This window comes from Sedimentibacter sp. B4 (assembly GCF_000309315.1).
Classification (GTDB): domain Bacteria; phylum Bacillota; class Clostridia; order Tissierellales; family Sedimentibacteraceae; genus Sedimentibacter; species Sedimentibacter saalensis.
Genome location: NZ_CANG01000009.1, coordinates 1 through 25796, shown reverse-complemented (window position 1 = coordinate 25796; position 25796 = coordinate 1). Strand labels below are relative to the sequence as shown.

Genomic DNA, 25796 nt, shown 5'->3' with positions numbered 1-25796 from the left:
ACCATTAATATTTAATGGTACCAATCTGTTCTGTGCATTCCTATTTCATTTTTGTCATAAGGAGTTTCCTGGTATATAATATTAATCCAATTTTTAAACAATAAATTTGCATGACTTCTCCACTTTACAAATGGATTCCTGGAAGGGTCATCTCCTGGATAGTAGTTCATGGGAATATTGATATTCTTTCCTTGTGAAACATCTCTGTCATATTCTTTCTTCAGCGTCAGAGGATCATACTCTGAATGACCCATGACAAATATCCTGCTGTAATCATCTGTAACTGCTATATGAACTCCTGCATCTTTAGATTCAGCCAACACTATTAGTTCTTCAACGCTTTTTATGTCTAAAGCTGGTACTTCAGTGTGCCTTGAATGAGGAACATAAAATATATCGTCAAATCCATTTAATAGCATGCATGTTTCATGCATTTTCTCATGCTCAAAAACACCAAATACCTTGTTGTCCAGTGTTGTTTTATTTAAACCGTAAAAATGATGAAGTGCTGCCTGTGCCCCCCAGCAAATAAACATGGTTGATGTAACATTTTTGTTTGAAAAGTCAAATATTTCTTTAATTTCTTCCCAATAGTCCACTTCTTCAAACTCCATGAGTTCAACAGGTGCTCCAGTGACAATCATGGCATCATATTTCTTGTCCTTTACTTCATGAATACTTTTATAAAAACTTTTCATATGGCTTTCGGAAATGTTTTTTGAATCATGAGAACTTGTATGAATGAATTCAACATTAATTTGTATGGGAGAATTTGAAAGCAGCCTTACAAATTGTGCTTCAGTTTCTATTTTAGTTGGCATAAGATTTACCAATGCAACGTCTAATGGTCTTATATCCTGGGTTTCAGCTCTTTCTTTGCTCATTACGAAAATATTTTCTTCTTCCATTGTTTTATAAGCAGGAAGATTTGATGGTATTATAACCGGCATAGAGTTCATTCCTTTCTGTCATTATATAAAAAAACCTCTTTAAAAGAGGATTTTACTTATAAATATTAGATTTACTTTATACTAAACACAATTCATTGTCAATACAAATATGGTTTTAACTGTATATTAAGTTCTTTTCAATTCCCGTTGAAAGATATTTTTTGAATTCGAAATACTGACTAGCAACCTCATAATCCTTATGCAAAAAAGCTTGTTCTAAATCATTGTTTATGAGAGTCGTAAGTTCATGAAAATTACCCTTAAGTTCTCTTTTGTGATATTCATCATATGTATAATCAGTATGCCTTTTGCTGTGCCATAAATCGAAATACTTTGTTATAAAACTGAAAAATGACTTGTTGTTTTTAACGAAATCATAAATGCTTAAAAATATGTAAGCATCTGCACCTGGTTTAAAATTAATTTCTTTGCTTCCCAACCATGCATTCCATGTTTTTTCCTTAGGACAAAACTGAACATTTCCTTCAATGCAAGCAACAACAGCAGCCATAAAATAGCTGTCATCCAAATTAAAACCAGAACAACACGTATCCCATTTACTCTGTTTCAGATTTTCAAATTCTGAAATTTCAATATATTTTTCGACAATAAATTTATCGTCTTTGCTGTTTTGTGACATTTTATCCCCCCTATTTCCATTATATGATAATATATAATTTGCAATTTGTCAATATTTACATGTTTTATTTACATATTGTAAATTTTTGTTGTTTTTTGTTAGATCCTGCATTATAATTAAATAATCATAATAAAAGGACTGGTAACATGGAAACAAGTGAAATTATACGAAATCTGCGCATTAAAAACAACCTTTCTTCTAAGGAACTAAGCAAAATTCTTAATATTTCCGAATCATCAGTTTCATTGTATGAAAGCGGAAAAAGAAAACCAAGCCTTGGCTTAATCATAAAAATTGCCGATTATTTCAGCGTATCTACTGATTATCTATTGGGTCTGTCACATAAGGAATATGAAAACAACATGGCAGAAAAAGACTTTTCCATGTTGATAGAAAACATAGTTTATTTTCTTGAGAAGTCTGATTACATAGTATATGACGGCAAAATGGTCAGCAAGACTCTCACATTGATTTTAAGGAATTATCTGGTTGGAATTTTAGAAAACATGAAATTGCTTACAACTTTATAACAGTAAAACAATTTGATAAAAATAATTAAAACTGATATAATCATATGAGTTTTATTTTATTTATGTCAGAAAGGAATAAAAAATGATAGTTTTATCGTGCAATGATGTTTCCAAGGCCTATGTGGTTGAAAATATAATAGAAAACATTTCATTTACCGTAGACGACAATGAAAAAGTCGGTCTCATAGGACTTAATGGAGCAGGAAAAACTACCTTGTTTAATATATTGACTGAAAACCTGGAGCCTGATCAAGGCTCAATATTCAGAGCAAAAGGAAAAAAACTTGGTTATTTGAAACAAAATACAAACATAGAATCAGAAAAAAGCATAATGGATGAAATGCTCACCATTTATGATAATGTCATAAAAATGGAAGAAGAACTTCATGAACTTTCACACAAAATAAGCAACTTTACAGAAAATGACGATCCCGGCGTTCTTGAAAAGCTTATGAACACATACGCAAGCTTAAGCGAAAAATTTGAGGATGAAGACGGTTACAGCTTTAAAAGCCACATTAAGGGAGTTTTAAGAGGTCTTGGCTTCGACCACAGCGAATTTGACAAACCCATAAATTTATTGAGCGGCGGTCAGAAAAGCAGGGTGATGCTTGCAAAGCTTCTTCTTGAAAAAGCAGACATACTTCTTTTGGATGAACCTACAAACCACCTGGACATTGAAGCAATTTCATGGCTTGAAAAATACATCAAGGATTTTAAAGGATCCGTTATTTTAATTTCCCATGACAGATACTTCCTTGACAATACTGTCGAAAGAGTTTTCGTCATGGAAAATAAATCTTTAAAAGCATACAACGGAAACTACACTGAGTTCATGAAAAAGAGAAAATGCGAACTTGAACTTGAAATGAAGCAATATGAAGAATATGAAAAGGAAATTGAAAGACAGGAAGAAATGATTCGCCGCCTTCACGCCTATGGTAGCAAGAGAAACATAAGGCAGGCTTTCAGCAGGCAAAAAGCACTGGATAAAATCAAAAAAATGGATAAGCCATCTCAGGACAACAGAAAAGTGAAGCTTAGGTTTACACCTAAAATCAAAAGCGGCCGAGATGTTTTAAAAGTTGAAAAAATGGGTATAAGTTTCAATGAATTTGAAGTATTTAATAATCTTAACATGGAAATTTACCGCGGTGAAAAAGTAGGCATAATAGGTCCTAACGGCATAGGAAAAACAACTCTTTTAAAAACAGTTGCCGAAAAAATTGTTGACTACAAAGGAAATTTCACACTTGGCCACTATGTGCAAACAGGATACTATGACCAGGAACAAACAAACCTAGACAGTGAAAACACGGTCATAGATGAAATATGGGATGAAAATCCAACACTCAACTACTATGACATCCGTACGATGCTTGCTCAGTTTCTATTCAACGGCGATGATTTATATAAAATTGTCGGTGATCTCAGCGGAGGTGAAAAAGGCAGGCTTTCACTTTTAAAGCTCATGACTTCAAATGCAAACTTCCTTCTAATGGATGAACCTACAAACCATCTGGACATTGATTCAAAGGAAGTTTTAGAAGATGCTCTTTTAAATTATGAAGGAACTGTTCTTGTTGTTTCTCATGATAGATACTTTTTAAACAAGGTTGCCAACAAAATATACGATATGTCAAAAGATGGTATTTCCCCGTACCTTGGCAACTACGACTACTACCTTCAAAAAAAAGCAGAGCTTGAGGAAAAGGAAGATGATGTTTCAGCCTCAAAAACAAAGACTCAGATTATTGCTGAAAAGAAAAAAGAACGTGAAATCATTCGTGGACGGCAGCAGCGGGAAAAAGGAATCAAAAAAATCGAAGAACAAATTGAAATGCATGAAAATGAAATTTCTGTATTGGAAGACAAATTATGTCAACCTTCGACATATGACGACAAATTTTTAATTATAGAATTAAACGAAAAATTAAACATTCAAAAAATCGAACTTGAGGAATTATACAATCAATGGGCGGAAATTCAGGACAATTAAAAAAAGTTATCCACCCTTTGTTGATATGTTGTGAATAACTTTTTCTGCAATAGACTGTATCAACAGCTTTATCCACAGCTGTTGATACTTTTTTATTATTTTCTGTTAATTACTCTCAAGCTCCAAATTAGGAAGAGCATTTAGTGATGAATCTGCAAATTGTTTATTTAAATATTTATAATATGCAGCTGCTCCTATCATGGCTGCATTATCTGTGCATAAAACAGGCGATGGTTTTGTAAATTTATAACCTGCTGCAAGACACTGCTCTTGAAGAATTTCCCTGAGTCTTGAATTTGAAGCCACGCCTCCTGCTAACGCCACAGTATTGCATTCTTTCTTCTTTGCAGCTTTCATGGTTTTCATTGCAAGAACTTCAACAACTGCTTCCTGGAAACTTGCTGCTACGTCTTCAATGACTACTTTTTCATTCTTTTGCTCAGAGTTGTGAATATAATTCAATACTGCTGATTTTAAACCGCTGAAACTGAAGTCAAGAGTTTCCTCATCAATAATTACCCTAGGAAACTTTATGGCATCCTTGTTTCCCATTTTTGCAGTCTTGTCAACCAGCGGACCTCCCGGATATCCAAGCCCTATGGCTCTGGCAATTTTATCGAAAGCTTCTCCCGCTGCGTCGTCTCTGGTAACTCCCAATATTTCATACTTCCCGTAATCTTTCACATATACAAGGTGTGAATGTCCTCCTGATGCAACCATGCATATGAAAGGAGGCTCCAGATTTTTGTCTTCAATGTAGTTGGCGCTTATGTGTCCTTCAATGTGATTTACACCTATGAGAGGTTTTTGCCATGCAAAAGCAAGACCCTTTGCAAAATTTACTCCCACAAGAAGAGCTCCTACAAGACCGGGACCGTATGTAACGGCAACCGCATCTATTTGTTCACTTGTAACATTTGCATTCTTCAATGCTTCTTCTACCACATCGCTTATATTTTCAATATGCTTTCTTGAAGCAACTTCAGGAACAACACCGCCGAATTCCTTGTGAATTTCAATCTGTGTTGAAATTACGTTTGACAGAACATTTCTGCCGTTTTCAACCACAGCCGCAGCAGTTTCGTCGCAAGATGACTCTATAGAAAGTATCAATACATTTTCTTTCATTTTTTCCTCCGTCAGTACAATTGCTTTGATTATACTACTTCAAGTTATTGAACGCAACTTTTTTAACCACGTTACTAATAGCGAAAAAACAGCAACTTCAGCAGATAGCAAAAAGGGACCTGCATTTCAATGCAAATCCCTTTTTGCTGTAAATTTCGTAAATTATAAGCTTATCTTATTTAATCAAGAGTTATTTTACCCTTCTTGTTGGATCTCCATACGTGAAGACCAAGAGCAAGACCTATTACTCCGTAAACCATGAATGTTCTGAAATATTCTCCAAGAAGAGCATTTCCAAACAGAGACTGTCCGATTTCCGGTGACATGATAAACATTGAATTGAACAACACTGTTCCTATTATGGCATGTTTTAAATTTGCCTTTTGAGTTGAAGCTCCTCCAACCAGTAATGAAGCAACTGAAAACATTCCTATTTGAGTGTGTGCGTTGTAAGTGTTCAGAGTTCCCATGTTCTGTAGATACATTATTTGTCCCCAGGCTGCAAGAACTGTAGACATAATGGTTGCAATTATTCTCGTTCTGTCAACATTAATGCCTGATACTTCAGCAATGTGCTGGTTTTGCCCAACACTTCTGAAGTCTTGTCCAAGCTTTGTCCTTAAAATAAGTTCATTGAACACACAAAGTGCTATTATAAGGAGTGCATTGACAACAGGGACCTTTCTTACCATCATGAGGCTAGAGTTTGTTAATATAGCCTGTGCACTTATTCCTGCAATTATCAAACAGCTTGCAATGTTAATGTATGTCATCCTTTTTTTGTTTTTTGAGAAAACAGGATTCTTTGAATTTTTCGCCATTCTTATTAACTGAAGAAGTAACACTGCTATAGCAACTATGAGTACTGCCCACATGAACGGTATTTCCATAATGCTGTCAAGTGCATACTTGAGTCCCCCATCCTTAACAGGGACCAGGTCCACAGTCATTCTTATTCCCACACCGTCAGGCTTTATCATAGGATGTGTTGCAGGCACCTTTATGATAACGCCAACAACAAACAAGAACAAGAACTGGTAAATACCATTGGCAAAGTAACCTACAATCAAGCTGGCTATCATTTCCTGTCCTCTTGTCTTGTTGTACAACACTCCTGTGAAATAACCAAACAAAGCAGATATTGGAAATGCAAGGAGGAATGTGAGCATGAGGCCTGAGAATCCGCCTAGATTAAAATATCTTATTATTGCAATGGCTATTTGCCCTGCCATTGCACCAACAACTATACCAAAGTTAAGTCCAAGACCTGCAACAACAGGGATTATAAGGGACAAAACCAGAAAAGCATTTCTGAAGAAACGACTTGACAACTCTGTAAGGAAAAAATTCATTGTTACGCCGTCAGAAACCATAAACCCGAATATAGTAAAGGCAACAAATATTAATGTAACAATATTGTCAGCAAACCAGGATGACTCCTTTTTAACTTTCAATCTTTCACCTGTAGATACATTGTTCATTATTTTCCGCCTCCTTTTACTTGTGTCAAAGCATAAAGGATTATTCCGTTCTGAATTATCATACGAAGTATTTCAGACAAGTCAGTACCTTCAAACAATTGATTTGCTACAGGTAGTGCTGTAGTCAAAAGCCCCTGGAATATTATTACGCCTATTATTACATGTGATACTTTAGCCCTAGAAGCTGTAGCTCCGCCTATAAGTATAGCAGCAACAGCAGAAAATGCCATCATCAAAGGGGCACTGTAAAGCTGTGCGTAACCGTAGCCCTGTGAATAAACAATAATTCCTATGGCACCAAGCACTGTTGAAAGCATATTGGCTTTTATTCTGTTATTGTCTATTTCAATACCTGAGGCCTGGGCAAATCTTGGATTAATACCGCCTGCAGATATGGCAATACCTGATTTTGATCTGAAATATAGCCACACTATGAAGCAGCAAACACCAAATACAAGAAGCATTCCTGTAGGTATGATGATTCCACCGATTGTGAATTTCCAGAAGTTGTTGAGTATCTGAGCTCCTCCAACTGCATCCAGCTGTATTGTTTCTCTCAGACCTGTTCCTATAAACCATCCCATTTTCGGATTTTTAAAAGGAATCATAAGCCATGCAAGACACATTGCAGCTACTATGGAAAAGCCTGTATATGTTGCAATTGTCATTTCTGAACCTTTAACTGCATTAAGAAGTTTTCCGTACAAAAATCCTACCACAGCAGCCAATGGAATTGCAAACGCTATAGACGCTGCAAGCCATGCTGCTCCCGTGAATCCAAGTTCAATTGAACTAACAAGTGAAAACAAACCGCACACAATTCCCACAGGTAGTGCAAAGTTTGGTCCTGTACCTGACTGGATTGAAGGAACCATTGCAAGAACCAGAATTCCGTTCATGCCGGCACGCTTTAACGTGTCACTTAAGAGAGTTGTCATGGATATTCCCAAGAAACCCCCGGTAATTATAAGAATCAGCCAGAACACTCCTATTATCAGAGTAGGCAGACCTATTTTGTTTACTGTTTCCTTAAAGCTGAAACTACCTTTTTCTTTCATTTCAACCATTATGCCTCACTCCCTTCTGCATGGCTTTTGCTTCCAGACATCATCAGACCGAATTCAGCATCCGGAGCTTCTGGAGAAAGCACGCCTTCAACCTTGCCTTCACAAATAATTACAATTCTGTCGCTTATTGCTCTTAATTCTGCAAGTTCAGAAGAAGTCATAACAATAGTCATACCATATTCTGTGTTCAACTGTTTCAATAAATCAAGAACAAGTTTTTTTGCTCCAATATCTATTCCTCTCGTTGGTTCGGAAACCAGAAGAAGTGTTGGATTCAAACTTAAAGCTCTTGCAACGCATACCTTTTGCTGGTTGCCTCCGCTTAATCTTCCAACTTTCTGAAGCGGCGATGTACATCTTATATCAAGGTCCTTGATCATTTTGTCTGTATGTGATCTTATTTTGCCAGAATTTTTAAATCTGAAAGGTCCCAATTTATTTAAAAAGTCATTGTTTATCTGCATTGCTGAAAATGCTATGTTAAGTTCTATAGATTCATCAAGCAGCAAACCAATGCCCTTCCTGTCTTCACTAACAAAAGCAAGTCCTGATTTTATAGCAGCTTTTGGATCATTTAAACTAAGAGTTTTTCCATTAAATGTAATGTCTCCGCTTGATGGATAAATACCCATCAATCCATTAGCAAGTCCTAGTTTTCCTTGTCCTGCCAAACCACCTATGCCGACTATTTCTCCTTTTTTTACTTCGAGGTTAATTCCCTTGACCCTTTCACCCGGCATTGCTACATTTAAATCCTTAATACTTAAAATAATTTCATCAGAAGCTTTCTTATTTACGCTTTCACTTCTGTCGATTGAAATTTTTCTTCCAACCATAAGCTGAGCTATTTCAAATTTATTTGTATCCTTTATGTCCTTTGTGGCAACATGCTCGCCATCTCTGAGAACAGTAACCTTGTCAGCAACATCTACAATTTCATCAAGCCTGTGGCTTATGAACAATATTCCTATTCCTTTCTGGGACAGCTTTCTTATGGCGTCCAGAAGATTTTTCGCTTCGGCTTCCGCGAGCACTGCCGTAGGTTCATCAAATACAAGAATTTTTATTCCTGTCTTGTCAATCTCACGGGCTATTTCAATAAACTGCATGTGGCCTACAGGAAGACCTGCAACAGGAAGAAACTCATCAATGTTCATATCCAGAGTATCAAGAGCTTTTCTAGCATCTTCATTCATCGCTTTGAAATCCAGGGATTCAAGCCTTTTACCGAGCACTGTGCTCACAGGATTTTGTCTTGTTATTTCTCTGTTGAGTTTAATGTTTTCAGTAATGGTAAATCCCGGTATAAGCATAAATTCCTGATGTACCATGCCTATTCCGTATTTCATGGCATCGTGAGGAGATTTTATATGTGCTTCCTGTCCGTCTATCTCAATTTTTCCTTCAAAACCTCCGGTAGTATGAATTACCGGCATTCCGAAGAGAATATTCATCAATGTTGATTTTCCTGCTCCGTTTTCTCCAATAAGAGCATGTATTTCACCTTTTTTTAGCTCAATGTTAATATCCTTCAACACTTTGTTTCCGGAGTATTCTTTTGAAACATGTTTTAAGCTTAGAAGGTTATCACTCATCATTACCTCCTGAAATATGATTTAGCGTAAAAAGGAATGCCAGAAGTTCATTATAAGAAATTCTGAAACATTCCTTAGTTATAATTCAATTCTATAAAGTTTTAGCTGTTAAATTATGTCTTCTTCGCTGTAAGTTAAGAAATCCATCATTATCAATCTAAATGTAGGATATTCTACAGAATTTTCTATATAAGTATTAGTTTTAACACCAATACCGTTAGCATATTCTGTCATCAGTTCTTCCAATACCTTTGTATCAAGTTCATCGCCAACTTCACCGTTGATCCATTTAACTGCATATTCAGTTGAAGCAACTGTGTTCATCATAGCAACTGGTACAGGCCATGTTGAGAATCTGCCAAGAAGACCGGCGTCTTTAAGTTTCTTTGCAGTTTCGCTTATAACGTTTGCCATAGCATCAGCTGAATAACCTGTTGACTCTATACCAAGAGCTGATGGATATCCATGGTAAGGTGATGGACAGCATGGTTGAGGATATATTGCACCTGCATCGTAGCAAGCTTTAATAAGTGGAGTCTGCATTGCGCAGTTTGTTGAGAAGAATGCTGTATCCTTGCCATATTTTTCTACCATTTTAGGAACGTCTTCAAGAATGAACTGCTGTGCACCTGGAACACCAGAATCTCCAGTTGGGTCCGGAGCTGTAGCATCAACAAATTCAATACCTATCTTCTTGCAAGTTTCAATCATCAAGTCTCTTCTAGCTGAAAGAAGAACAACTGACATATGTCTTGGGAATGAGTAGTGAACAAAAGTTTTAGCTCCCATATTTTTTGCCTGTTCAGGAATAGTTGTTCCCATTCCAAGTTCGTCAGGCTGCAATATTAAGTCAGCTCTTTCAACAACGTCTGGTGGGTTTTCCTGTGGTGAGCAATATGCTATGAACATGTCATCACGAGTTTCCAGAAGTTTATCAACTGCAGCGTTTGTTCCTGGAACTGCCTGGTTGATTATCAAAGCTTTAACTTCAGGATCAGAGCCAATCTTAGTGATTGTACTGATCATTTGTTCCTGTTCAGTCATGAAATTATCTGGCCACAAAACGTGCATTATCTTTTTATCGCCGTACTTTTCAACCATTTGTTGAGCTGAACGATATTCTTCTTCATTTTGAGAAAGAGTATTTGTTACTATTGCAATTTTACCAGCAAATGGTTCTTCAGCTGATGGTTCTGCTGCCGGTGTTTCAGCTGCCGGTGTTTCTGCTGGTGTTTGTGCAGGGGCTTCAGTTTTTTGAGCGCATGCACCCAGACTGAATACCATTGCAAGTACTAAAAAGATGCTTATAAACTTTTTCATTCTTTTCCCTCCAAATTTTTTTACAATATGTACTAATTGTATATACACTTTATTATAATTGAATATATATTAATTGTCAATCCATAGTTATTAAGAAGAACACTACAGGTTTTCAAGTAAAAAATAACAAATGAATTTTAATGAAAACGATTGTTGTCGTTATTTGTAATTTTTAAATACGTTTTCCGTGGCTATGTATTCGTTTTCAAGCCATTTTTTTCTTATTTTTGGTTTAATCCTTTAAACATACGTGTAATTTATATTTATAAATTAATTTTAATAATAATTTTGCCAATATTTTTCAAACTGGAAGAATGTAATTATTTATCTATTGAAATAAAAAATATACTTTAGAATTTTAGCAAAAAGTGGTAGTATTAATTAACAACGTTTTCATAAGATTAACTAAATCCTCAAAATTCAAAAAACTGATTCGTCAACAATACATTATGCAAAGCTGAATCATCATAAAAAAATGATTAAGAAGGAAGGTCGATTTATTTGTCAAAACAAGAACATATTTCTGTTCAACCAAAAGCTTTGAAGATTATTAACGAAATTAATAAAACAATAATTGGTAAAGATGAAGTAATTGCAAAAGTACTTATGGCCATCCTTGCAAAAGGTCACATTTTATTAGAAGATACTCCTGGCGTTGGCAAGACAACACTTGCTCTTGCTTTCTCCAAAACTATGGGACTTGATTATAAACGAATACAATTTACGCCGGAAATCATGCCAGCAGATGTGGTAGGTTTTTCTGTCTATAGTAAAGATAAGGAAAAACTTTTATATCAGCCTGGAGCAGTCTTATGTAATCTTCTGCTAGTAGATGAAATTAATAGAGCCAGTTCCAAGACACAAAGTGCTTTACTGGAGGCAATGGAAGAATGCTCGGTTACAGTTGACGGAGTAACACGCCAGCTGCCTAACCCTTTTACAGTTATTGCTACCCAGAATCCCATAGGTTCAACAGGCACACAAATGCTTCCTGAATCTCAAATGGACCGTTTTATGGTCAAACTTTCCATGGGCTACCCGGAATTTCAAGATGAGCTTAAAATTTTAAAAAATAAGCAATCAAGAGAATTACTGAAATCATTAGAGCAATCCACCAACACAACGGAAATTTTACAAATACAGGAGCAAGTGGAAAACGTTCATATAGATGATGACATATATGTGTATATTACCCGCCTTGCTTCAACTACAAGAGAACATCAACTGATTCGCCTCGGTGTTAGCCCACGGGGTTCTATTGCGCTTGTTAGAATGAGTAAATCTGCTGCGTGGCTTGCAGGCAGGGATTATGTAATACCATCAGATGTGCAGCTTGTATTTTTTGATGTTTTTGAACATCGCATAATTCTTAACACTCAGGTAAGTCTAGGGAATGCAACTGTTCACAGCATATTGTCAAGAATTATGCAGACAGTCCTTCCGCCTGACATCTCCCGAAAGAGAGCTAATCCATGATATCAAAAAGATTGGAATATTTGGTGCTGTTGTTAGCTGCCTTTGTCTTTCATATATTTGTGGTAGATTATATTTCATTTTGGATTCTTGCATTTCTTTTAATGCTGCCGCTAGTTTCCTTGCTTATTACAGTTCTCGCAATGGGCGGAGCAACAGCCGAACTAATAATAAATAAGGCCTCAATTCAAAAGAATGAGTCCCTTCCAATACAATTGAAAATACATAACAAGCACTTATTTCTAACATGTATGTGCATGGTAAAATTGACCATACAAAACGAATTGCTGCAACAGGAAGAAACAAGATTGTTTTTCATGACTGCAACACATTCCGGACAGACTGTGGAACAGGTAATATCATCTAAATATTGCGGCATGCTTAAATGCAGCATTTCAGAACTTAAGATTTATGATGCTCTCGGGTTATTCTCGTTTCGTAAAGAAACCGAGTCCAGCTATTTTGTCTCAGTTCTTCCTTCTGTTTATCCTCTGATGGCCATCAGTTCGAAAATTCAGCAGGATATTAAAAACAACATAACTTCACGAACCGTGAAAGGAAATGATCCTTCTGAATTTATGGATGTCCGCCAGTATCGTGACGGAGACCGGCTGGCAAGAATACACTGGAAGCTTTCCGACAAATATGATCAAATAATGGTAAAGGATTTCGGTGATCCCATTTCAAATGATGTACTGCTGCTTTTTGATTTAAATGGTAACAGCGACGAAAAAATTTGCGGGCTTTTGGATGCAGTTTATTCCATCTCCAATTTTCTAATTAAAAATCAGATTACTTATGAAATACAGTGGTATGACAGCGTGCATGAACGTTCAGTGCTCACAGAAATTGCACAGAATAATGACCTGGTATCAGCCTTTGAAGCCATAATGACTAAAAGCAGATATCAAAAGCAGTCTTGGATCTTGAAAAACTGCAACAATGTCTACGACTATAAGCCATATTCTGTTGTATTGTACCTATGCTCTGAAATCACGTCAAATTCCATTGCTCTTATTCATAAACGTCTAGCCGGAAGCCGTATAAACATCCTGCTTGTTACGGATGTACCAGAAACTCGTACAGACCTGACAATCATAGATCTGAAAAATATAAAAGAAAACATGAGCAACCTGGTGATTTAGTACTTTGTATAGGAGACTTATATGAAACACAATATTACAAAATCAAAACATGTAATTCACCTTGACAATCCAGCCCTCTTTCAATCAAAAAACTCTTTATTTATGCAGTTTCTTTTTTATTTTTTATTTTTAATTCTGGGAGTTTCCGGAGTGTATGGATGTTTTTACACTACATTTTCCCTTCCTATCATGCAGAAGGAATTTATATTCTATTCAGTTGTATTTTGTGCTGTCATTACATTCGTGTTTTTAATCAAACCCAAACGCAAAATTGTGCTTGCTCTATTACTTTCAGTTTCTGCCTATATTTTTTTTATAAAACGAAAAATAATATACGTCTTAGCAAATAATTTGACTCAGGGATATTTCCTTACCTATAATTCTGTAGCTTCAGCATACGCTCAAAAAGCACAATACAGTCTTTTCACATTTCCAGTATCTGTAGCTGGCACAAACGAAATAAGAGCTTCCATTACCATGTTTGCTGTTCTTACTTTATTCTTTTTTTCACTTCTTTTGGCATGGATACTTGTTCTGAGAAAAAATTCAATTTTGTGTTTTATTCTTACTGCACCATTTTTAGGTATATCAGTGTTTTTCGGCATTATTCCCCATTATGCAGCAGTAGGGGCATTATATATTTTTTGGGCTTTTTTGATTATGAACTCTTCATTTTTGCGTTCTAAAAATAAATTCAATAAAAAGAAAGGTATATTTTACAGCGGCGGAAAAAATGCAGCAAATCCTCAATCACTTATATTTCTTCCAATTTTAATTTCATGTCTCATTTTTGTAACTGTCCTCTTTCCAATGAACAGCTATAAGCGTTCAGACTTTGTGAAGGATCTTCGCATAAGCATTCTCAGCGTTCCTAAAATTCCATCTCCTATTCAGCTACCCATACAAAGCATTTTAGGATATACCGGACGTGTAAATCTTCAACTGATTGGAAACATAACATTTACAGGGAAGACCGTATTGCGTGTAAAGTCTTCTGGACCTGAAAGTGACTATCTTAAGGGATTTGTAGGCAGCATATATACCGGCCATAGCTGGGACTGTTTACCTGCGAAGGAATACGAAAAACTTGATTCAATATTAAGCCAGTGGAAGGTTCAAAATTTTTCTTCACACTTTAACAAGCTTCTTGGAAGGAATGCAAAAACATATGATCTGACGGTTCAAAATATGAAAAGAAATTCACTGCGTGTTTATGCTCCTTATGGTCTGTTATCAAGACCTGAAGAGTTACCTGGCATAGATTTTATACATGATGGTTTTTTAAGATCCGGCAATAAGCTGTTTGGCTTAAGTGAATACAACATGAAAGCAACCACCCTGCAAATTGATGCATGGAAAATGTCAGAATCAATGATAAATGCCTTTAACAAAGAGCAGCGGCCATTTATCCATGCAGCAATGGAATATAAAGATTTTGTGTATTCCCACTATACTCAGCTCCCTGAAGCACTGGATGAAAGGCTTAGTCAATATCTCCATGAACATAATTTGAACATTAAAAACTATACTAATCCTAACGCTTTTGCAAATGCAGTCATTACTCATGTAAAAAACGAAAATTCATATACACTTTCACCTGGCATGACTCCAGAAGGGAGGGATTTTGTGGAGTACTTCCTTTTCGAAAATCACAAAGGTTATTGTGTACATTTTGCCTCTGCCACAGTTGCATTGCTCAGGTCTGCAGGAGTTCCTGCCCGTTATGTTGAAGGTTATGCAGTATCTCCCGATGATTTTGAAGGGCATGATGAATGGGCAAGTATCCCCGATTCACGTTCACATGCATGGGTGGAAATATATCTCAGCTCAGTTGGCTGGGTCCCTGTTGAGGCTACACCAAGTGCTGACAGGGGAATAATTAATCATGAAGCTGCTGAGGCACAAAATTCTTCTTCCATAAATGACTTGGAAGATGACGTAACTAATGATAAATTTTATAAACATGAGCCTCCTCAAACAAATGAACTGCCTGATGATGAAAACAATGAATCCATCTCTGGTGAAGTGCAAAGTTCATCTGCCAATTATACACATAATATAATTAGTATATTGACAACATTAGCAATGTTTGGCTTATTCATAGCAGTCTTTCCATGCAGCAGAAAACTGCAAATTGCCTTGCGCAAGAAAAAGTTTACTCAAAATGATAGCAACAAAGCTGCAATTGCAGTCTACGATTATATTGTGAAGCTACATGCATATGAAAGGGCTTATAAAACTGCTGACTCCAAGATTCCAAACAATATATATAATATTGTGCTAAAAGCCAGGTACAGCCAGCATATGCTTACAGAATATGAGTTGGGAAATCTATTGGTTTATGCTGAAAATCAAAGTGTTGAAATTCAAAAAACAGTTTCGTTAATTAAGCGGTTCGTAGGCAAGTATATCTATGTGTTGTTTTAATTTAGCACATTCATAATTATGGCTGCAAAACAAAAAGGAGGATATCCTCCTTTATAAAATGTTTTTTGTTGAAATTACTTTAAATTTTCAAGAAATGTTCGAAGTTTCTTTTTTTGTTCAGGGTTCAGGAACATTTCAAAGTTCTTCAGATCCTGAATTTTCTTGTTATATTCCTGCTCTCCGTATTGTTCCTTAAGCTGCTTGCTCATGTTCTGAGCATCTTTTATTATTTCTTCTTCGGTCTTCCCGTTGTATTTTTCTTTGAATTCCTTAAACTGCTTGTTGTTTACAAAATCATTTATATTTTTGTCGTTTGCTGCCTCTTTAAATTCTTTGCTTCCAGTAATTTTATTGACATTTTTATCGTCAAAATTCTTAAAAATATTTGCCATTCATATACCTCCATTTCATAATACATAGTATGCAGAAACACACAATAAATTACAATTTTAATTACCGCATCCTTGTAACACTATTGCACCAGGGGAATAAACTATATTATTAAATATGATATAAGAAGGTGATAATATTCCTGTTCAAATATTATTTTATTTTTTGGCTGCCAGATATATAATGGGAAACAGCCAGCTTCCGGGTATGGTTTCAAAACTTTCCGGACCTACAAAAAATGTTGCTGCATCTCTGATTTCCGATCCACACAAAATTGAAAATGTCATAGGAATGGTGCGCACATTTGCTCCTCTTGCATCACCCCAAACAGTATCAAAAGTAAATACATATCTGCCGCTTGCAGAAAAAACAAGCACACTATTAGGAATGTATTCGTTTTTAAACAGAGCTCAGACATTCAAACCATTAGAACCCTTAAACGCAAGTACACCTGCTGAAAAATTATCAGCACTGATGAAAAGCGGAAATATTCCTGTTGCCAAGCTGGCACAGCCGCTAATAGCAAACAACATGGAAAAAGTCATGGGTGGAATGGCTATGAATATGTTGAAAAACGGCAACTTGGGAGACATTCTATCATCATTTGCAAATCAGCAGTCAGGAACAAAAAATAGCGGAAACGGCGGATTAGACTTAAACAATCTCGATCTTAACAGCCTCATGGAAACTTTCATGCCAATTATAAACAACATGTCAAATCAAGAAGAAAAGGTGCCTGAAAAACAATCAGAAAAAAGTCCAGAAATTAAAACAGAAAGGAAGCCGAGAACATCCAGACAAGATGTGCATGCTCCTAAAAAAGACACAACGCCCTCAGTGATCTTTAACGAAACGAGTCTACCTGATTATGATGCAGAACCGGTGCCAGAGCATGAGTACAATGATAATAAATACGAAGATCATCAAGATAATCAGGATGTTTCTCTACATGAAGAAATAAACGACCAGTCACAAAGAGAAAACCACACCCCTATAAAAATAAGACATAAAAGAAGAAGATAACAATAAATAGAATGGAGGATATTAATGTCCTCCATTCTATTTATTAATCTATTATCACTGCTTCACCAATGTCAAACAGGTAAAGGAAGCATTCCTTTACATTTCTGCCTGTAATTTTTTCAACGGCTTCCTTGTATGACAGAATCTGAGGGCTGTATTCCTCTTTGAGGGCTTCGATTCCTCCCTTAGACACCTCGTCTGTCTTGTAGTCAATTATAACCGCCTCTTCTCCCTCCAGAAAATAACAGTCAATAATTCCCTGAATCAATATAACATCTTCCTTGTTCAAGGAGCTGATTATTTCATGGGCTTTCTTTTTTATAACAAAAGGAATTTCCCTTTTCACATCTTTGGATTCTTTCATTCTAATGCCGATTTCAGACTTAAAAAATTCTTCGATTTTTCTTCCATCGACAACAGCTGCTTCTTTTTCTGAAAGAAGCTTTTTAATTACCATTTCTTCCACTTGTAATTTTATGTCTTCATGATTTAATCCTCTGTCAAGCTCAAGATGCTGCATGACAAAATGTACAACCGTACCAATTTCTGCTTTTGTGAAGTCTTTTTCATCTTCCTTGAACTGAGGAATGTCTCTTATCACAGGAATTCTGTATTTGATGCTTTCGATTTTTTCCTGTTTCATGGTCTTTATGTCCGTAACCGATAGTTTAGTTGGAATGTTGACTGATTTAGAAAAAGCATACTTGTAGTTAAGACGCCTTTCTATTTCATTTTTCATATTAAGGTCTTCATATTTTTTGAAGCTGTTTATTTCATGAAACATATTTTCCTTAATTTTTTGACCTTCTTCCTCAGTCATGCTTATTTGAGGCAACGTTATGCGATTTATGTTCCAATCTGAACTAAAGTTTAAGTTTTCTTTGCAGCAGTCAACATGATAAATGAATTTATGGTCATTAACGGCATTCATGATGAAATTTTCGTCTTTCCTTCCGAACAAGCAGCTGCATATCCAGTCAAGATATGATTCTTCAGTGTATATGTTGTAAATGGAAGGACCCTTTCTCCACTTCTTCATTTTTGTTTCAAAATTATCCACGGTTCCTATCATAATCAGCCTGTCCACTGCTCTTGTCATGGCAACATACAGAACTCTCATTTCCTCTGACAGATTTTCCTTCTTGATAATGTTTTTAACAGCCATCCTTGGAAAAGTTTCTCTGAAGATTCTTTCATCCGGATTGACATACTTGGGAGCCACACCGTAAATCCTATGTTTCAAAATGCTTTTAGATACATCTGTTCGGTTGAATTTCTTGTTCATTCCACACATTATAACGACAGGAAATTCAAGCCCCTTGCTCTTATGAACGGACATGAGCCTTACAACATTGTCGTTTTCACCCAATGTCTTGGCGCTTCCTGTATCACCTGATGCAGCACCCAGTTTTTCTACATATCTTAAGAAGTTAAACAAGCCAAACATTGCTGTTTTTTCAAATTCAAAGGCCTTGTCTGTGAGCATCCTAAGATTTGCCTGTCTTAAATTTCCTTTGGGAAGAAGTCCTACAAAGTAATAGTAGTCAGTTTCCATGAGCACTTCCCATATGAAATCATTGAGATGGGTGTAGCGGCTCCTTTTTTTCCAGCCTTCCACCATATCCACAAATTTCCCGATTTTTAAGGACAATTCATCATCATATTTATTTTTATATTCGTAGACAGCATCTATATAATTGTATTTTGGGTATGCTATTCTGATTTTAACAAGTTCTTCTGTGGTAAATCTGCCAATGGGAGACCTCATGACACTTAAAAGAGGCACATCCTGCCTTATGTTATCTATAATTTTTAGAAGGTTCAATATTACTTGTATTTCTATTGATTCAAAGTAACCCTCACCTCCGTCAAAATAAAAAGGGATTCCTTCATTGCTGAATATTTCTTCGAATATTCCAGCCCATGATGAAACTGAACGCATTAAAATCACAATGTCCTTGTACATAATCTTTTCTTTTGATAAAGACGGTTCATCTTTTTTTAAGGGCACATTTTTATCCTTGAGAACAAGCTGTCTAATTTTCCCTACAGCAACCATTGCTTCAAGCTCTGCAGTCTTCATGGCTTTTATTTCATCATCAAGCTCCTCTGATTCGGCTGAATTTTTATCAATTATATCAATCTCTGTTACACATTCACTGATTTCTTCAAATTCTGCTCCCCAGTTTAAAAATACTTGCTGGTTGTAATCAACTTCTCCTAATTCCTTTGACATGATGTTGCTGAAAATGAAATTGATACCGTCAAGGATTTCCTTCCTGCTTCTGTAATTCTGGTTCAAATCAACTCGTCTGTTCAGACCGACATCGTCAGTGTTGGGATAATCATCACTTTTCTGATTGAATATACTGGGATCTGCAAGTCTGAAACGGTAAATGCTCTGTTTCACATCACCGACCATGAACATGTTGTTTTCACTTTTAACTGAATTTAAGAGCTCTTCCTGCAGCCTGTTGCTGTCCTGGTACTCGTCAATAAAAATATATTTGAATTTATTTTTATATGTCTGGCTTATTTCCGTTTGCCTTAATATTTGAAGAGCATAGTGCTCCACATCGTTGAAATCAGCTATTGATTTTTCAAGCTTCGCCGCCTTGAACTTTTCACTGAGCTCTTGAATTAATTCAAACAGAGCGCGCATGGGAACGTGCATGTATTCAATGTCCCAAGCAAATTCTTCCAGTGTTCTTAGAGGAATCATGGAATTAATTGTCTTGATTGCCTTTTTGTACTCTTCTCTTGATTCTTTCACATCTTCCTGCTTCCCGATGTCCGTTTCATCCTTTGCCTTTCCCCTCAGAGCTTTTAGAGCAGGAAAAACAACGCTGTGAGCTTTCCTTGTAAATAAAGTAAAATCACTTTCAAGAGCTTCTTTAAGATTTTTTAAATTATTTAAATCTTCAGCTATGGTATCCTCATAAACAGTAGGGCCATCAGGTTCACGGCAAAGCTCCAGAGCAAATTCAAGAGATTCTCCTGCTCCATCCAGAAGAAGATTTAAATTGTCCTTAACTGCGGATAGCCACATGGAGTCTTTAAGCTCGTCGCCGGAAATGTCAAGCATATCCACATTTTCTTCAAGCCACTCCAATGGATCCGGGAAGCTTAAAATAAATTTGTACACATCCTTAATTATTTCATTAAGCTCCTTATCTCCTCTGTTGCCTGTGAAGCTTTCAACAAGTCTGATGAAGCCTTCTTTCTTTTGTGCATACGCGTTTTCCAGCACTTCATCTATGACATCATTAAGAAGTATGTCCACTTCATTCACATCACCTATGCGAAAGTTCGGATCTATGCCAACCACATGAAAATTTCTTCTTACTACATCTATGCAAAATGAGTGTATTGTCGAAATGCTTGATTTGCTCAGCATGTTAAGCTGTCTTCTCAGATGGTCATTGCCTGAACCTTTTAAAACTTCCTTCACAAGTGATTTGTGTATCTTCTGCTTCATACCACTGGCAGCTGCATTGGTGAAAGTTACGATCAGAAATTTGTCAATATCTTCATTTTCATTTATTATCAACTTGATTATTCTCTCAACAAGCACGGTTGTTTTCCCCGAGCCGGCGGCGGCCGACACAAGAATATTCTTGTTTCTCAAGTCTATTACAGTCTGCTGATTTTTGCTAAATTTCATCTGGCTCGCCTTCCTTCATTATTTCAAGCATTATTTCATCTTTTTTGAGCTTTTTTATTTTTCTGTAGCTGTTTTTATCAGATGAGGGATCAAACTGACACACGCCCCTGAAATCGCAGAATGAGCATGGGACTTTATCCCCGGATTCTTTCCTGTATGGGTTTATTCCAATGTTTCCATCGAGAATTTTTCCTGCAATGTCTTTAGCCACACTGTCAGTCTTGTTTAATAGCGCCTTGAATTCCTTGTCTGTAAGAGTCTTGGATGATTTTGAAGTGCTTCCGTCCTTGTTAAAAGTTACAGGAATTATGTCAGAGGCTTTTTTATCCCCTATTTCTTTGTCCATGCCTGTTATTATTTCTGAATCTTCAAGAACATATCCCTTGAGAGAAAGCTTATTGAATATTAAATCCTGCGGAGTACTTTCAAGAACAACATCACCGTCAACTAAAGGATCGTCGATTAAGAAGTAATATGCACCTCCTATTTCCGGCTTGGAAGCAAAAATTTTTTCTCCGTTTTTCATGATTGCAGACATATACACAAGAAGCTGAAGCTGAAGACCCTGCACTGCATCCGACAAATCAATGTCTTTGTAGGATGATTTATAGTCAATAATGTTAACATATGTTTTCTGTTCTTTTTCAAAGGTATCCACCCTATCGATTCTCCCCTGAAAATAAATGCTCAAATCATTGTCTATTTTGATTTCCACAGGTTCAACAAAAATATTTCCATCTTTGTCACCGATTGAAAGTTCCGTGAACTTTGGCCTGAAGCTTCCTCTTTGAAGCTGCTTTATAATTGTATCCGCAGCCCTGTTCACAAGCCTTTTAATTTTTTCTTTCATATACTTGTTGCGCTCATTTGCATCAAGGGCAATATAATCCATTTCTCCTTCTGCAAGGATGTTTTCAGTGCAGATACAAGAAATTTCTCTTGCCATTTCTTCATCCACGGTGCCTATGTCAATATTTGAACTTATAATTTCATTGGTAAATCTTTCAACTGCCTGGTGGTATATGTTTCCTATATCATAGAATTCAACTTTCTGAACTATTCTTGGCTGAGGTTTGATAATATTTTCCATGAAAAATTTAAACGGGCAGGCTGCAAAGCTTTCGAGCCTTGAAACCGACATGGTTACCGGCATTTGGTAAATTTTTTCAAGGTTTTCTTTGTTTATGTTTTCAGCCCTGTTTTCGTAGAGAAGCCCAAGCTTTATAATGTTAATAGTGTTTTCATCATTTTCTTCATACCATGCGTAAACATTCTTCCAAACATCCTTGATTTCACCACTCTCGCTGAAATCGCGGAGCTTTGAAACCAATGTGTCTACAGTTCCTCCAACACTAGAAACATTGTCAAGTTCCCGCGTGTCACTTAGATCCGACTTTTCCTTAATTCCTGTGAACAAAGATTTGAGTCTCTCTGTGTACATGGAAGGCTGCAGTGATTTCCCTTCAGAAGTTCCCATGGCATAGCTCAAGTACAGTCTTTCCCCGGCAGAAGAAAAAAGCTTGTACAGCATATGCTTTTCTCTGTACATGTAGTAATCAGCATTATTTATAGCTTTCATGCCTGAAGCTGCCAGAATTTCTCTTTCATCATTGAGAAGAAGTCCGCTCTCTGAGCTTCTTGAATCAAGTTTTCCTTCATTGGCACCAAGTATGAATAATGCTTTGTATGATTTTACTGAAATTTTGTCAGTTTCCCCCACTGTTACCTTGTCCAGAGTTGGAGGTATTATGCTTATTTTAACCTCTCTGAATCCGGCTTCAATCATTTTCCTGTAATCTGAGGGGTTAATTTCCATGTTGCCCCCAGTCAATATTATTTGCTCAAGAATTTCAACAACGTAATTCCAAGACTGGGCATTTTCACTGGACAGTTCATAGAGCCCCGACTTTTTGAACACATTGACCTGCCTTTCAATTTTTTCCTGGACGTTGAATTTGTTCAGAAAATCAAAAAGGAACAATGTTATGTCCATAGCATTGTCAAGCTTCTTGAATTGTTTTTTTGCTTCTTTCATTCCGCTTGTAAATTTTTCTCTCAGGCTGTTGAAATATTCAATTCCATCGCATTTGAGGCGAAACGTCCTGAACCATTTCTCTCCTTCAATACCATACTGCAGCGCAAAGTTTTCAAGCTTGCTCACTTCATCATAATTAAGAACTGAAAAACCCGTCTTCAGGAATTCAAACACGCTGTCATGCTTGAAATTATAAATAAACATATCAAATAGTGACAATATGAATTTTGTAAGAGGGTTACCCATAATGTCTCTTTTAATGTCAAGAAAAAACGGTATTTCAAATTGTGTGAAGACTTTCTTGATGTTTATGCTGTAAGAATCCATATCACCTACTGCAACACCAATATCCTTCCACCTGTATCCGTGATCCCGCACAAGACTTATAATTTCAAGGGCTGTTTTTTCCGTTTCTGTATATGGGTTCAGGGAAGAACGTATTTGTATGTTGTCTGTCGTTATGGAGAATTTTTCATCTTTCAAAGAAAACATGCTTTTTTCAACTATCTTAATTTCTTCTGCAAATGTATGTTCATTAAGTGCTGCAATTTCAAAACTGACATCTTCATCTGTCAGTGACTTGAATGTGTCATGAACTGTTTTAAATGCTTCCCAATCATCAATACTCTGAAGAGAATTAATGCATGCAGGATCAATGTTCAAAGATACGGTTACTGAGCCGGCATATTTCACAAGCTCTTTTATAAGCTTGAGCCTTTGTCCATTAAAACTTTCAAACCCATCAATCCATATTTTTGAATTTTTTATAAATTCCGATTTTGCCACAGCAGAAATAAACAGGTCCATTTTGTCTTCTTCGTCAAAAAACCTGTCCTTTGTGTGCTTATTAATTTCTGAGTATATGGTTAATATGTCTTCAAGCTTTGAGTTTAAAAGATGGTTGTCATTTTCTGTGACCTTGTGCTTTAAAATTTGTTCAAGAAACTCCTCGCTCACCATGTTTTGTTTCAGTTCGCTTATAAGGCTGTCAAATTCCCTTAAAAATCCTTCCTGTCTTGAAGCTTTTTTAAAGAGCTTGAGTTTGTCCTTGTTTTCCTCGAATATTTTTTTCAAAAGCATTATTTTGCCATACCGGTTAATTTCCTGAACTTTAAGTCCTCCGACTTCTTCAAATACCTTGTACCCAAGACGTTTGAAGCTTAAAACCTCCAGAGACATAATGCCGCTTGAGCTTATTCTGTCAATGACTTCATACTCGGACTGATATGTCATTTGTTCAGGAACAACCAGCAGTAAGTTTTTTTTGCTTCCATTTGATATTTCCTTGTTGATTTCATCATAAATATATGTTGACTTTCCTGTCTTGGCACGCCCTGCGACAATTTTAAATCCCATAATCCCTCCGCTATTAAAATTAAGAATTAAGAGTTAAGACTTAAAAATTAAATGCAGAATTATATATTAAATTCTCAGACTATTGACAAACCTTCTTTTTAACAAATCGTAGGGGCGGATTACTGTCCGCCCGCTTTATTAATTCATTATTGATACAATTTAGTCATCAAACTGAGAATTTTATAAATTAAATTCTACATTTAATATGTTATTAATGATTGCTGTCTGTAGGTTTATACAGGTTTCTGTTATCAAGAAGCCATATTTTGTCTGTAAACTGACCAGGCCCTATTGCTTCAAGCGCATGTTCAAAATCGAACATACGAGCATCTATGATATCAAGAAAATGAAGTATTTCTGCTTCAGGAGTCATTGGTTTTTTAGGGCTTCCGAATTCAGGCTCATAGTGATGTGACAGTACCATGTGCTGCAGAATAATGCTTTTTTCTCTGCTGAGTCCTATTTTTTCTCCTTCAATTTCAATTTCCTTTATTCCCTGTATGATGTGCCCCAGAAGTTTTCCTTCCATGGAATAATCAGAAACTACTCCATATTCATCGGAATCCATTTCAAGTATCTTGCATATGTCATGAAGCAAGACTCCTGCGTATATGTAATCCATTTTCAGGAATTCATAAACCTGACCAAGCCTTTCCCCTGATTGCAGCATCCTGAGAGTATGGTACAAAAGGCCACCCATGTAGGAGTGATGATTTTTCTTTGCTGCAGGATAGTAATAAAGCTTTTTTTCATACTTGGTTAAAATGTTCGAAACCAAAAGCTTGATTTGTGAATCTTTGATTTTTTTCCCGTATGATTTTACAGCTGCAAGCATTTCAGATGATTCTATGGGAGCTGAAGGTATGAGTTCGCTTATTTTTATGTCATCATCATCATTCTTGCCTCTTAATTTGTTTACTTTAAGCTGCCTTGTTCCGCTCCATTCAAGAACCTCTCCCCTAACTTTTACAACCGGGTTTTCAGCTAAAATTTCTTCTGTTTCTTTTGAATATTCCCATATTTTTGCATTTATTTCTCCGGTTTTATCAACCAGTTCAAGATCTATATATTGCTTTCCATTTGTTGTTTTCTTAACTTCAAAACTTTTCACAAGATAAAAGCCATCAGCTTTCTCGCCTGCCTTAAGCTCTGAAATAGTTTTGCCTGTGCCTGACATGCTCTTCATCTGTTCTCTAGCCTTTTCGTTAAGCATATCGCCAATACTTGCCTGACCCATAATTTGCCTCTTTTCATCATTTAATAGTTAATTATAACATATTGAATGCTGCTATAAAATAATTTTTTGCGATTTTATAAATAAAACATATAATCTGAAAATTTATAATATATTTTTATAAGTTTATAATACGGAGGAGAACAGTAATGAATAAAGATATTAAAAACATGATATTCAAATCTATTGGCTTGGCAATGGGAATCGCTACACTTGTTCTAAACGTAATTAAAGCACTTGAAAGTAAAAGTGCTATAACTTTATTGTCAATTGGCTTAATTTGTTTAGCTATTAATGAACTTGAAACAAAAAAGTAAATACCGCTATTTTATTCGGACT

The 25796-nt window shown here is 36.1% G+C and carries 18 protein-coding genes; 7 read left to right on the top strand and 11 right to left on the bottom strand.

Annotation, left to right across the window (positions count from 1 at the left end; translation table 11 throughout):
* Positions 1 to 11 precede the first annotated feature (11 nt).
* Both metA and BN358_RS01685 read right to left on the bottom strand, forming a co-directional pair.
* Positions 12 to 950, bottom strand: a complete 939-nt coding sequence (metA, locus tag BN358_RS01690; RefSeq protein ID WP_019227590.1) for a homoserine O-succinyltransferase — start codon at positions 948 to 950, stop codon at positions 12 to 14.
* 115 nt (positions 951 to 1065) lie between these two features.
* A complete protein-coding gene (locus BN358_RS01685) occupies positions 1066 to 1590 on the bottom strand; it encodes a hypothetical protein (RefSeq protein WP_019227589.1) in 525 nt (174 codons plus the stop codon).
* 146 nt (positions 1591 to 1736) lie between these two features.
* Here BN358_RS01685 and BN358_RS01680 point away from each other — a divergent pair, with 146 nt between their 5' ends.
* Entirely contained in the window at positions 1737 to 2120 is a 384-nt protein-coding gene (locus BN358_RS01680; RefSeq protein ID WP_019227588.1) for a helix-turn-helix domain-containing protein, read from the top strand.
* An 82-nt stretch (positions 2121 to 2202) separates the two neighbouring features.
* Positions 2203 to 4119 carry a ribosomal protection-like ABC-F family protein gene (gene abc-f / locus BN358_RS01675; RefSeq protein WP_019227587.1) on the top strand — a complete coding sequence of 639 codons (1917 nt, stop codon included), beginning with the start codon at positions 2203 to 2205 and terminating at the stop codon, positions 4117 to 4119.
* A gap of 105 nt (positions 4120 to 4224) precedes the next feature.
* Here the strand turns inward: abc-f and tsaD are convergent, their stop codons facing one another.
* The 5 genes from tsaD to BN358_RS01650 all read right to left on the bottom strand — a co-directional run bounded on the left by tsaD (position 4225) and on the right by BN358_RS01650 (position 10710).
* Positions 4225 to 5247, bottom strand: a complete 1023-nt coding sequence (tsaD, locus tag BN358_RS01670; RefSeq protein ID WP_019227586.1) for a tRNA (adenosine(37)-N6)-threonylcarbamoyltransferase complex transferase subunit TsaD — start codon at positions 5245 to 5247, stop codon at positions 4225 to 4227.
* Between the two features lie 179 nt (positions 5248 to 5426).
* Positions 5427 to 6728, bottom strand: coding sequence for a hypothetical protein (locus tag BN358_RS01665; RefSeq protein ID WP_019227585.1), 1302 nt, complete (start codon positions 6726 to 6728; stop codon positions 5427 to 5429).
* Positions 6728 to 7795 carry a hypothetical protein gene (locus BN358_RS01660; protein WP_019227584.1) on the bottom strand — a complete coding sequence of 356 codons (1068 nt, stop codon included), beginning with the start codon at positions 7793 to 7795 and terminating at the stop codon, positions 6728 to 6730. Before BN358_RS01660 ends, BN358_RS01665 begins: the two co-directional genes overlap by 1 nt.
* Positions 7795 to 9393 (bottom strand): sugar ABC transporter ATP-binding protein, encoded by a 1599-nt coding sequence (locus BN358_RS01655; RefSeq protein WP_040581886.1) that lies wholly within the window; start codon positions 9391 to 9393, stop codon positions 7795 to 7797. Before BN358_RS01655 ends, BN358_RS01660 begins: the two co-directional genes overlap by 1 nt.
* A gap of 105 nt (positions 9394 to 9498) precedes the next feature.
* On the bottom strand, positions 9499 to 10710 hold the full coding sequence (locus tag BN358_RS01650; RefSeq protein ID WP_019227582.1) for a DUF3798 domain-containing protein: 1212 nt from the start codon (positions 10708 to 10710) through the stop codon (positions 9499 to 9501).
* Positions 10711 to 11211: 501 nt separating this feature from the next.
* Between BN358_RS01650 and BN358_RS01645 the strand changes: the two genes are divergently transcribed.
* Genes BN358_RS01645 through BN358_RS01635 form a run of 3 tightly spaced genes read left to right on the top strand, consistent with a single transcriptional unit; the run spans position 11212 to position 15755 of the window.
* Positions 11212 to 12186, top strand: a complete 975-nt coding sequence (locus tag BN358_RS01645; protein ID WP_019227581.1) for a MoxR family ATPase — start codon at positions 11212 to 11214, stop codon at positions 12184 to 12186.
* Complete coding sequence (locus BN358_RS01640) at positions 12183 to 13328, top strand: DUF58 domain-containing protein (protein ID WP_019227580.1); 1146 nt, start codon at positions 12183 to 12185, stop codon at positions 13326 to 13328. Before BN358_RS01645 ends, BN358_RS01640 begins: the two co-directional genes overlap by 4 nt.
* Before the next feature lie 21 nt (positions 13329 to 13349).
* A complete protein-coding gene (locus BN358_RS01635; RefSeq protein ID WP_019227579.1) occupies positions 13350 to 15755 on the top strand; it encodes a transglutaminase family protein in 2406 nt (801 codons plus the stop codon).
* A 74-nt stretch (positions 15756 to 15829) separates the two neighbouring features.
* Here the strand turns inward: BN358_RS01635 and BN358_RS01630 are convergent, their stop codons facing one another.
* Positions 15830 to 16147, bottom strand: coding sequence for a hypothetical protein (locus tag BN358_RS01630; RefSeq protein ID WP_019227578.1), 318 nt, complete (start codon positions 16145 to 16147; stop codon positions 15830 to 15832).
* A 181-nt stretch (positions 16148 to 16328) separates the two neighbouring features.
* On the opposite strand from BN358_RS01630, the gene BN358_RS01625 reads away from it, so the two are divergent.
* A complete protein-coding gene (locus tag BN358_RS01625; protein WP_157593218.1) occupies positions 16329 to 17168 on the top strand; it encodes a hypothetical protein in 840 nt (279 codons plus the stop codon).
* Between the two features lie 43 nt (positions 17169 to 17211).
* Here BN358_RS01625 and addA read toward each other — a convergent pair whose 3' ends face one another.
* From addA to BN358_RS01610, 3 genes are all read right to left on the bottom strand, one after another.
* Positions 17212 to 20832 carry a helicase-exonuclease AddAB subunit AddA gene (gene addA / locus BN358_RS01620; protein WP_019227576.1) on the bottom strand — a complete coding sequence of 1207 codons (3621 nt, stop codon included), beginning with the start codon at positions 20830 to 20832 and terminating at the stop codon, positions 17212 to 17214.
* Positions 20822 to 24223 carry a PD-(D/E)XK nuclease family protein gene (locus BN358_RS01615; RefSeq protein WP_019227575.1) on the bottom strand — a complete coding sequence of 1134 codons (3402 nt, stop codon included), beginning with the start codon at positions 24221 to 24223 and terminating at the stop codon, positions 20822 to 20824. Before BN358_RS01615 ends, addA begins: the two co-directional genes overlap by 11 nt.
* Before the next feature lie 211 nt (positions 24224 to 24434).
* Positions 24435 to 25460: a 3'-5' exoribonuclease YhaM family protein gene (locus BN358_RS01610; RefSeq protein ID WP_019227574.1), complete on the bottom strand. Its 1026-nt coding sequence runs from the start codon at positions 25458 to 25460 to the stop codon at positions 24435 to 24437.
* Positions 25461 to 25606: 146 nt separating this feature from the next.
* Here BN358_RS01610 and BN358_RS25255 point away from each other — a divergent pair, with 146 nt between their 5' ends.
* Entirely contained in the window at positions 25607 to 25774 is a 168-nt protein-coding gene (locus BN358_RS25255; protein ID WP_019227573.1) for a hypothetical protein, read from the top strand.
* Positions 25775 to 25796 lie beyond the last annotated feature (22 nt).

What these genes read in the sequence shown, in the direction of transcription:
- BN358_RS01625 (WP_157593218.1), top strand. Translation starts at nt 16,329, where the DNA reads ATGGGAAACAGCCAGCTTCCGGGTATGGTTTCAAAACTTTCCGGACCT.
- BN358_RS01655 (WP_040581886.1), bottom strand. Translation starts at nt 9,393, where the DNA reads ATGATGAGTGATAACCTTCTAAGCTTAAAACATGTTTCAAAAGAATAC.
- BN358_RS01630 (WP_019227578.1), bottom strand. Translation starts at nt 16,147, where the DNA reads ATGGCAAATATTTTTAAGAATTTTGACGATAAAAATGTCAATAAAATT.
- abc-f (WP_019227587.1), top strand. Translation starts at nt 2,203, where the DNA reads ATGATAGTTTTATCGTGCAATGATGTTTCCAAGGCCTATGTGGTTGAA.
- BN358_RS01635 (WP_019227579.1), top strand. Translation starts at nt 13,350, where the DNA reads ATGAAACACAATATTACAAAATCAAAACATGTAATTCACCTTGACAAT.
- BN358_RS01680 (WP_019227588.1), top strand. Translation starts at nt 1,737, where the DNA reads ATGGAAACAAGTGAAATTATACGAAATCTGCGCATTAAAAACAACCTT.
- metA (WP_019227590.1), bottom strand. Translation starts at nt 950, where the DNA reads ATGCCGGTTATAATACCATCAAATCTTCCTGCTTATAAAACAATGGAA.
- BN358_RS01650 (WP_019227582.1), bottom strand. Translation starts at nt 10,710, where the DNA reads ATGAAAAAGTTTATAAGCATCTTTTTAGTACTTGCAATGGTATTCAGT.
- BN358_RS01660 (WP_019227584.1), bottom strand. Translation starts at nt 7,795, where the DNA reads ATGGTTGAAATGAAAGAAAAAGGTAGTTTCAGCTTTAAGGAAACAGTA.
- BN358_RS01640 (WP_019227580.1), top strand. Translation starts at nt 12,183, where the DNA reads ATGATATCAAAAAGATTGGAATATTTGGTGCTGTTGTTAGCTGCCTTT.
- BN358_RS25255 (WP_019227573.1), top strand. Translation starts at nt 25,607, where the DNA reads ATGAATAAAGATATTAAAAACATGATATTCAAATCTATTGGCTTGGCA.
- BN358_RS01610 (WP_019227574.1), bottom strand. Translation starts at nt 25,460, where the DNA reads ATGGGTCAGGCAAGTATTGGCGATATGCTTAACGAAAAGGCTAGAGAA.
- addA (WP_019227576.1), bottom strand. Translation starts at nt 20,832, where the DNA reads ATGAAATTTAGCAAAAATCAGCAGACTGTAATAGACTTGAGAAACAAG.
- BN358_RS01685 (WP_019227589.1), bottom strand. Translation starts at nt 1,590, where the DNA reads ATGTCACAAAACAGCAAAGACGATAAATTTATTGTCGAAAAATATATT.
- BN358_RS01665 (WP_019227585.1), bottom strand. Translation starts at nt 6,728, where the DNA reads ATGAACAATGTATCTACAGGTGAAAGATTGAAAGTTAAAAAGGAGTCA.
- BN358_RS01615 (WP_019227575.1), bottom strand. Translation starts at nt 24,223, where the DNA reads ATGGGATTTAAAATTGTCGCAGGGCGTGCCAAGACAGGAAAGTCAACA.
- tsaD (WP_019227586.1), bottom strand. Translation starts at nt 5,247, where the DNA reads ATGAAAGAAAATGTATTGATACTTTCTATAGAGTCATCTTGCGACGAA.